Raw genomic sequence first — 9,117 nt, 5'->3', positions numbered from 1 at the left:
TCAGAATCTGTTCATAGTCTTACTGCGAGTCCGTGATCGGGGCTCATGCGCTGCTTGGCTGCCCACGGTTTGCTTTGCACAGTAAACCGGCTGCGGCAGCGCAGAGCTGCGCTCTGCTTTTTGCTGCCTACACCCCCGCTGACGCTCTCTCGCTACAGATTTTGAACAGGTTCTCAGGCCATGACCTTGGCGAAGGCTTCGGCTACGCGGCCGACGTTGCCGTCGTTGAGCCCGGCCACACAGATGCGGCCGCTGCGTACCAGATAGATGCCGAATTCTTCGCGCAGGCGGTCCACCTGCGGGGCGCTGAGGCCGGTGTAGCTGAACATGCCGCGCTGCTCGACCAGGTAATCGAAGTTGCGGCCGGGCAAGGTCTGCTTCAGTGCGCCGACCAGCGTTTCGCGCATGGCGATGATGCGCGTGCGCATGGCCTCCACTTCGGCCAGCCAGCCGGCCTTGAGCTGCGCGTCGCCGAGCACCGTGGACACCAGTTCGGCACCCAGCATCGGCGGGCTGGAGTAGTTGCGGCGCACCGTAGCCTTGAGCTGGCCCAGCACGCGTTTGGCCGCTGCCGCATCGTCACAGACCACCGACAGGCCACCGACACGTTCGCCATACAGCGAAAAGATCTTGGAGAAGGAATTGGAGATCAGGAAAGGCAGACCGGCGGCAGCCAGCGCGCGGATCGCGTAGGCGTCCTGCTCCATGCCGGCGCCGAAGCCCTGATAGGCAATGTCGAGGAAGGGGATGAGTTCGCGGCTGCGCACGACGTCGACGACCTTGTCCCATTGGGCCGGGGTGAGGTCGGAGCCGGTCGGATTGTGGCAGCACGGATGCAGCAGCACGATGCTCTTGGCCGGCAGCGTGGCAATCGCGCTGAGCATTGCGTCAAAGGCTACGCCGAGTGTCTGCGGGTCGAAGTAGGGATAGGTGTGCACCTTGAAGCCGGCACCTTCGAAGATGGCGACGTGGTTGTCCCAGGTCGGATCGGAAACCCACACCTCGGACTGCGGGAAATAGCGCTTGAGGAAATCCGCACCGACCTTCAGCGCGCCGGAGCCGCCCAGGGTTTGGATGGTGGCCACACGGCCGGCGGCGAGCACCGCATTGCCGGCGCCGAAGAGCAGGTGCTGGATGCCTTCACGGTAAGGCTTGAAGCCTTCCATGGGCAGATACACGCTGGGAACCTTGCTGCGCCCTTCGATGCGGCCGTAGGCCTGCTGGATGGCCTGCAGCTGGGGGATCGTGCCCTTTTCGTCGTAGTACAGGCCGATGGAGAGATTGACCTTGCCGTTGCGTGTGTCGGTCTTGAAGGTCTCCATCAGCGACAGGATGGGGTCGCCGGCATAGGCATCAATGTGCTGGAACATGGTTCGGTTCTTGGATGGTTGAGAGTCGCGGGACAGCCGGAAAGCTTAACAGGCTGGAAGAGGCTTGCGCCGGGATTAACGTGTAAGGCATCGTGGCGGGGCCGTAGCTTCGCGCGCCGATTTCAGTTTTCTTGCAGGGCGCCGTTAGTTGCGGAGTTAGGCATTATCGCCGGTAGTCTGCCCGATGGAAAACGTCCCCTGCATGACAGCGCCTGCTGCTTCTTACGACAAGCTCAGTGAACGCCTCCAGGCGGCGTTCGTGCGTCTCGTGCGCGATGAGCATCTGTGGCGCAGCGACCTGTACGGCGCCCTGCGCGATATAACCAGCACCCTGGCCGGGGAGCTGGAGCTTGCGCGTGTCAGCGTGTGGCAGTTCAGCCAGGATCGTGTGCGGCTCGAATGTCGCCTGTCTTTCCGGGCGGATCAGGGCTGCTTCGAAACCGGCAAGGTCATGCCGGCGGCGGTGCTGATGCGCCTGTCTCCGGAGCTGGACGGTACCCGCGTGCTGGAGGTGAACGACAGCGCCAGCGATCTGCGGGTGGCCGAATTCCAGCGTCGCTATCTCGGGCCGGAAGGCATGAGTGCCGCCCTGATCGCGACCCTGCACGAAGCCGGGCAGCTCTCCGGCGTGCTCAGCCTGGAGCATGCGGGCGGACCGCGTCTGTGGAGCCGCGAGGAGCAGCAGTTCGCCGCCTCGGTGGCCGATCTGCTGGGGCAGGTACAGGTCTTCCATGCACTGAAGGACCGCGAGCGCAGCTACCGCGGCATCTTCGATGCGGCCGGAGACGCCATCCTGGTGATCGCCGACGGTCTCATCATCGATTGCAATTCGCGTGCGCTGGCCCTGTTCGGGCACCCGCGCGAGATTCTGATGGGCAGTCCGCCCGAGGCTTTGTCGCCGCCCCTGCAACCTGACGGCCAGACTTCGGCCGATAAGATGGCCGCGCTGGTGCGCAACGCCATCGCAGAGGGGCCGCAGCATACGGAATGGACGCATCTGCGTGCCGACGGCACCCGCGTGGAGGTCGAGGCCACACTGTCGGCGATCTGGCTGGGTGGCCAGTATCAGGTCACCGCGATCCTGCGCGACGTCACCGAGCGACGTGTGGCCGAGCAGTTGCGCCAGACTTCGGCCGAGCTGCTCAAGCAACGCAACATTTCGCTGCAGGTGGTCAACAGCCTTGCCAGCAAGCTGCATGGCACCACCGACAGCCGTGTGATCGCCGCCGAAACCCTGCGCGTACTGCAGGTGCTGCAGCGCTCGCCGCTGTCGATGTTCCATCTGGCCGAAGCGGACGGCGGGCGCTACGAAGTGGTGGCTTCGGTGGGCTATACGGACGAACAGACCGCCGCACGGCGCTTCATGCCCATCGAGCGCAGCCTGTCGCGCCATGCCATCGAGCTCGGACGCATCCTGCACAGCGACAACATCGCCGAGGACGAGCGCATGGACGACGAAGTCCGCGCCATCCTGCAGGCCGACGGCGTGCGCTCGGTGACCAATCTGCCCCTGGTGTACCAGGGGCGTGCGCTGGGCGTGATCGGCCTGTAGTTCTACGAATGCGGCAACGAATTCTCCGATGCCGAACTGGAGACCCTGCGCGCGGTCTGTCAGACCGTATCGCTGGCGCTGGCCAACGCGCGCAACGTGCAGGAACTGGAATACCAGGCCAACCACGATTCGCTGACCGGCCTGCCCAACCGCATCCAGCTGCACCGGCGCGCCACCGAGGCCTTGCGTGCGATCGCCGGGCAACCGGGCTGCCTGAGCCTGATGCTGCTGGACCTGGATCGCTTCAAGGAAGTCAACGACACGCTGGGCCACCGTACCGGCGACGCGTTGCTGCGCCTGGTGGCACAACGCCTGCAGGAGACCGTGGCGGCACATCAGGGCGTGGTTGCGCGGCTCGGCGGCGACGAGTTCGCCATGCTGCTGCCGCGTCTGCCGGATGCGGCGCGGGCACTGGAGATCGCGGGCGAGATCGTGCGCAGCCTGTACCGCCCGACCGAGGTCGAGGGCATCTTCATCGAGCTGGGCGGCAGCATCGGCGTGGCGGTGTATCCGCAGCACGGCGGCACCAGTCATGCCCTGTTGCGTTGTGCTGACGTGGCGATGTACGCGGCCAAGGAAAACTCGAGCTCAGTGAGCCTGTACGACAGCAGTTACGACGAGCACAACCCGCGCCGGCTGGCCATGATCACCGAACTGGGTTCAGCGATCCGTGGTGATCAGCTGATCCTGCATTACCAGCCGCGTTACCACTTCGGCAGCGCGCGCTGGTGTAGCTGCGAGGCGCTGGTGCGCTGGCAGCATCCGCGCCTGGGCTTCATTCCTCCCGGTGAGTTCGTGCAGTTCGCCGAAACCAGCGAACTGATCCGTCCGCTCACGCTGTGGGTGGCACGGCAGGCCGTGCAGCAGATGGCGCGCTGGCATGCCGACGGGCTGGAGGTGGGGGTGTCCATCAACCTGTCGACGCGCAATCTCCTCGACATCACCTTGCCGGATGCGCTCGCCGGGCTGCTGTCCGATGTCGGCATGGAGCCCCGTTTCCTCGAACTCGAGATCACCGAGACGGCGCTGATGAACGACCCCGACCGTGCCATGCTGGTTGTGAACCGGCTCGCCGAACTGGGCATGCATCTGTCGGTGGATGATTTCGGTACTGGCTACTCCTCGCTGGCCTATCTCAAGCGCCTGCCGCTGCATGCATTGAAGATCGATCGTTCCTTCGTGCGTGACATGCTGCACGATGAGCAGGATGCGATCATCGTGCGCTCCACGGTCGGGCTGGCTCACAGCCTGGGCTTGCAGGTGGTGGCCGAAGGCGTGGAAGATGCCGAAACCCTGGCTGGACTGCACCGGTTCGGCTGCGATGAAGCCCAGGGCTACGTACTCAGCAAGCCCTTGCCTGCAGAGCAGGCAGGCGCCCTGATGCGTTTGCCCCCGCGCAGCATCGAGCCCTGAGAAGCTGCTTATGATCTTACTGCGAGGCCGTGATCGGGGCTCATGCGCTGCCCGGAACCCTACATACACTCTGGTTCCTGCGCGGCTCTTCACCTCGCTGACTGCCTCTCGCGACAGATCCTGAACAGTTTCTGGGAAGACATGAAAAAAAGAACCCGGACGGCCCTGGTCGCCGTCCGTATCAAGAGGAGATAAAGGCCATGGCCCAGCCTAAGACCAGTCTGTTCTCACGCCTGCTTGGCGACAGGACGCGACCCCGCATTCCGTTCAATACCCGTACCGCGAAGGTCGGCGTGCTCGGCGAAAAGGCGCGTGTGCTGGGCTCCGAGCTCTACGGCGCGGTGCGTAGCGGCGACGTGCAAGGTTTTTTTGCGCCGGCCATCCGCTTGCTCAACGGCCTGCGTTATGGCAGCAAGTTTGCCCTGCTGGGTGCGCTGGCCATGGCCACCGTGGGTTTCTACGTGGCCGCGCTGGCACAGGTGCAGCACTACAGTCTGGTGGCGCATGCCGCCGAGCACGACGCCGCCTATGGCGCCACCCTGCCCGGCCAGGCCGCCGCCGTGGCACGCCAGTTCGATGCGCTGGCCACGGTGTTGCAACAGGATGACCGGTTCGGTCTGGCGGAGCGCTGGAGTGCGTTACGTACGGCCTGGCAGGGGTTGCCGGCCACTTCCGGTGAGCAACGCGCACAGGCGCTGGCGGGCATCAAGCGCGGTCTGCAGGATTTCGTCGCCGATCTGGGCGCGGCTTCCGGCCTGCTCAGTGATAGCGAGCGTTCGCGCAACCTGCTGGCCGATCTGCTGATCCGCAAGCTGCCCAACGCCAGCGGACGTCTTGCGGCACTGGGCGAAACCACCGTGGGCCTGCTGGTCACCAAGGATGTGGGGGCGGAATGGACGCGCATGGCCGCGCTGGGCAACAGTGCCGCCAGTGCGCGTGCCGACCTGCTCGACGCGCTGGTGCGTGCCGGCTCTGCGGCATCTGCCGATGCGCTCAAGGCGCAGGCCGAAACGCTGGCGCCGGCCCTGCAGGGCGTGCTCGATTCAGCCGAGCGTGAAGTTGTGCGTGGAGCCTTCAGCCTTTCGCCGGCCACCTTCATCAACGAAGCGGGCGCCGTGCAGCAATCCCTGCATGCGGCCTACGCACCGTTGCGCGAGGTGCTCGATCAGCGTCTGGCCGCGCGAGTCGAGGCGCTGGAGGCACGCTTCTGGTACAGCAGCCTGATCGGCGCGCTGCTCGTCGGCATGCTTTGCTATATCAGCGCCGCGCTGATGATGAGCATCTTCGACGGCGTGGCCCGCCTGGCCGAAGGCGCGACCCGCATCGGTGAAGGCGAACTGGGCCATCGCATCGAGTATCTGGCACGCGACGAGCTGGAAACCGTGTCCTCCCAGTTCAACCGTATGGCGGCCGGGCTCGCCACCACGCTGGGCTCTGTGCGACAGAGCGTCGAGGCGTTGCAGTCGGCGGCGGAAAGCCTGGCCAGTACCGCTGACCGCGTCAGTGACGGCTCCGTGCGGCAGAGCGAGTCCGCGGCCAGCATGGCGGCCTCGGTGGAAGAGATGACCGTGGGTGTGGAGGAGATCGCGCGCAATGCCAGCGCTGCGGATTCCGCCGCCAGCGAATCCGGCGAACTCTCGGTGGAAGGTGGCAAGGTGGTGGAGCATGCCGTTTCCGAGATGGCGCAGATCGCCGACTCGGTGAACCAGTCTTCCGCCGTGATTGCGGAGCTGGGCCAGAACTCGGCGCGTATCAGCAGCATCGTGCAGTCGATCAAGGACATCGCCGACCAGACCAACCTGCTGGCGCTGAATGCCGCCATCGAGGCTGCCCGCGCGGGCGAAGACGGCCGCGGCTTCGCCGTGGTGGCCGACGAGGTACGCAAGCTGGCCGAGCGCACCACCAGCGCCACCAAGGAGATCGCCGGCATGGTGGGTGCCATCCAGGCCGGTACTGGCCGCGCCGTCACCGCCATGCAGGGCGGTGTGTTGCGCGTGCAGGAGGGGCTGGAGCTCACGCGCAGATCCGGCGCCGCGATGAATGGTATCCGCGAGGAATCCTCGCGCGTGCTGCACTCGGTCAGCGAGATCTCGCAGGCACTGCGCGAGCAGAGCAGTGCCTGTACGGACATCGCCCGCCATGTGGAGGCCGTTGCGCAGATGGCCGAGGAAAACAATGCCGTCATCGGCCAGGCCCGTGACACCGCACGCACGCTGGTCACGCTCGCCGAAGAGCTGACGCGTGAAGTGCGCCGTTTCCGCCTTTGAGCCGACAGGAGTCCATGCCATGAAGCAACTGCTTTCCATCCTGCTCGCGCCGGCCATCGTCCTGCTGCGTCGTCTGCGCTATCCGGCGAAGTTCTCCCTCGTGGGCCTGCTAGTGCTCTGTTCCGTGGGCTATTTCATGATCACGCTGGTCATGGAGCTGCGCGGCGAGCTGCACACGGTCGAACTGGAGCGTCGTGGCCTGCGTGCCCAGGCGCTGGCCAGCACGGCCTTCCATCAGGCACAGCTGTATGCTGGCCTGGCTTTCGCCGCCCATGGCGACGAGAAGTACAAGGCTGCGACAGCGGAGTCCGCCGCGGCGGTGGATGCTGCGCATGCCGAGATGACGAAGTTCCTCGAAGGTTCGGGCAAGGAGCTCGGACTGACCACCACCTGGACGCCCGTGCTTACGGCCTGGCAGCAGTACCGCGACGGTCTTGCCGGGCTTGATCGCATGAGCCTGCCATCGGCGCATCATGCCTGGTTCGCCAGCTACCACACCTTCATGCACGAGCTGGCGGATGCCTCCGCGTTGGCGCGCGACCCCGATCCGCGCGGTGCCTATCTTGCCGAGGCGGTGCTGCGCGGCCTGCCGGGAATTTCCGAACAGTTGGCCGAGATGCGCGCTGCCGGTACCCTGGTGCTGGGCGTGCCCGGCTACTCGCGTGAATGGCGGCGCATGACGGCGATGATCGACGCCATCGAGAACCAGACCGCGCAGCTCGAAGACACGCTGGCACGCGCGGCCCATGGTCACGACGGCCTGGGGCAGGATCTGCGCGAGGCCGTCGCCTCGCTGCGCCAGCGCAATGGCGAATTCGTCGAGCTGACGCGTACCGGGCTGCTTTCCGGCCTGCCTGCCACCGATACCGAGGCTTTTCTGACTGCGTCCGCCACGGCGCTGAACGATTTCGATCGACTCGCCCGTACCGGCATCACCGACGAATTCTCGTCCCTGATCGGCACGCGTTCCTTCTGGCTGGGCGCGCGCTTCTGGGCGCTGAACCTGATCGCGCTGGCCATGGCGCTGGTGCTGGCCTACTGCGGCGTGGCGGTTTTCCTGTCGATCCGCGAATCCGTCAGCCGGCTGGCCGAGGGTACGCGCCGGGTCGGTCAGGGCGAACTTAGTCATCGCATCGAGATCGTGGCCAAGGATGAACTGGGGACCGTCGCCGAGCGCTTCAACGCCATGAGCGCCTCGCTGGAAGGCGTGATCCACCAGCTCGAAGCCACCACCACACGTCTTGGCGAAGCCACCACGGAGCTGAGCCAGTCCGCGGAATCCATCGCGCGCGATTCGGCACGACAGAGCGAGGCCGCGACGACGATGGCGGCCACGGTCGAGCAGGTCACTGTCGGCATCAACGAGATCGCGCGCTACGCCACCGAGGCCGAGCAGATGGCCAGCGCTTCGCAGAAAGCCTCCACCGAAGGCGAGCGCCTGGCCAGCCGCACCGAGCAGGAAATCGAACGCATTTCGGATGCGGTGCAGCAATCCTCGACCGTGATCGATGAACTGGTGGCGAATTCGGAGCGTATCAGCGCCATCGTCTCCACCATCAAGGACATCGCCGAGCAGACCAACCTTCTGGCGCTGAACGCCGCTATCGAGGCCGCCCGCGCCGGCGAGACCGGACGCGGTTTCGCCGTGGTGGCCGATGAAGTGCGCAAGCTGGCCGAACGCACCTCGCGCGCCACGGTCGAGATTGCGGACATGATCCAGACGCTGCAGGCCGGCACCGAGCAGGCGGTAGGCGCGATGCAGCAGGGTGTGGTGCGGGTGAGCGAAGGTGTGGGCCTCACGCGCGAAGCCGGCACGTCGATGCGCAAGATCCAGACGGCCTCCAGCCAGGTCGTGCAGCTGGTGGCGGATATCTCCCTGGCGCTGCGCGAGCAGGGGGCGACCAGCAACGAGATCGCGGCCAACGTCGAGCGCGTCGCCACCATGGCCGACGACAACAATGCCGCCGCCAGCGAATCACGCACCATCACGCGCAGCCTGGATACCCTGGCTGCCCAGTTGGCCGGCCACATCCGCAACCTGCGCGCAGGAGCAGGATCATGAGCGGACTCAACCAGTTCCTGTGGCGCAGCACGCGCGGCTGGCCCGAGGTGGTCGCCGCCGCCGAGGCCGTGCTGGCGCGCTGGAACACGGTGACCGAGTTCATCACCCGTACCGACCAGCGCGAGCACATCTGGACCGTGCGCCACCACAGCGTGGCGCAGCCATTCATGGTGCTCAACGCCGACAATCTGCGCGGCTCGGTGCCGCGCATCGGCAATCCCATGCCCATGCTGTTGCTGCTGGGTATCGGCCGGCAGGATCCGGGCGCCATCGAGATCTCCTTTGCCAACGGGCAGAAGATCGATCCCGCGCGTTTCGAGGTGGCAGATCTCACCGGCCTGCTGCCGCACGCCACGCATGCCGCACACCGCAAACTGGCCGAATTGCTGCCACCGGCCGGTGCTGGCGGCAAACCCTGAGTCGACAGCGCACGCGCCTCAAGCCAAGATACTC

Annotated in this window: 6 protein-coding genes; 5 read left to right on the top strand and 1 reads right to left on the bottom strand. The window is 65.7% G+C overall.

What is annotated here, in order from left to right:
• Positions 1-173 precede the first annotated feature (173 nt).
• Positions 174-1,370, bottom strand: a complete 1,197-nt coding sequence (locus BGI27_RS05340) for an amino acid aminotransferase (protein WP_095523858.1) — start codon at positions 1,368-1,370, stop codon at positions 174-176.
• Positions 1,371-1,572: 202 nt separating this feature from the next.
• Here BGI27_RS05340 and BGI27_RS05335 point away from each other — a divergent pair, with 202 nt between their 5' ends.
• From BGI27_RS05335 to BGI27_RS05315, 5 genes are all read left to right on the top strand, one after another.
• Positions 1,573-2,922, top strand: coding sequence for a GAF domain-containing protein (locus tag BGI27_RS05335; protein WP_170942927.1), 1,350 nt, complete (start codon positions 1,573-1,575; stop codon positions 2,920-2,922).
• Between the two features lie 96 nt (positions 2,923-3,018).
• Entirely contained in the window at positions 3,019-4,335 is a 1,317-nt protein-coding gene (locus BGI27_RS05330) for a putative bifunctional diguanylate cyclase/phosphodiesterase (RefSeq protein WP_095523856.1), read from the top strand.
• 200 nt (positions 4,336-4,535) lie between these two features.
• Complete coding sequence (locus BGI27_RS05325) at positions 4,536-6,602, top strand: methyl-accepting chemotaxis protein (protein ID WP_095523855.1); 2,067 nt, start codon at positions 4,536-4,538, stop codon at positions 6,600-6,602.
• 19 nt (positions 6,603-6,621) lie between these two features.
• Entirely contained in the window at positions 6,622-8,664 is a 2,043-nt protein-coding gene (locus BGI27_RS05320) for a methyl-accepting chemotaxis protein (protein WP_095523854.1), read from the top strand.
• Positions 8,661-9,083, top strand: a complete 423-nt coding sequence (locus BGI27_RS05315; protein ID WP_095523853.1) for a hypothetical protein — start codon at positions 8,661-8,663, stop codon at positions 9,081-9,083. The genes BGI27_RS05320 and BGI27_RS05315 overlap by 4 nt, the downstream gene beginning before the upstream one ends.
• The last annotated feature ends 34 nt before the right edge of the window (positions 9,084-9,117 follow it).

The sequence above is a fragment of the Candidatus Dactylopiibacterium carminicum genome, from assembly GCF_014736495.1.
GTDB lineage: Bacteria > Pseudomonadota > Gammaproteobacteria > Burkholderiales > Rhodocyclaceae > Uliginosibacterium > Uliginosibacterium carminicum.
The sequence above is the reverse complement of the archived record's forward strand: the minus strand, read 5'-3'. Positions and strand labels throughout refer to the sequence as shown.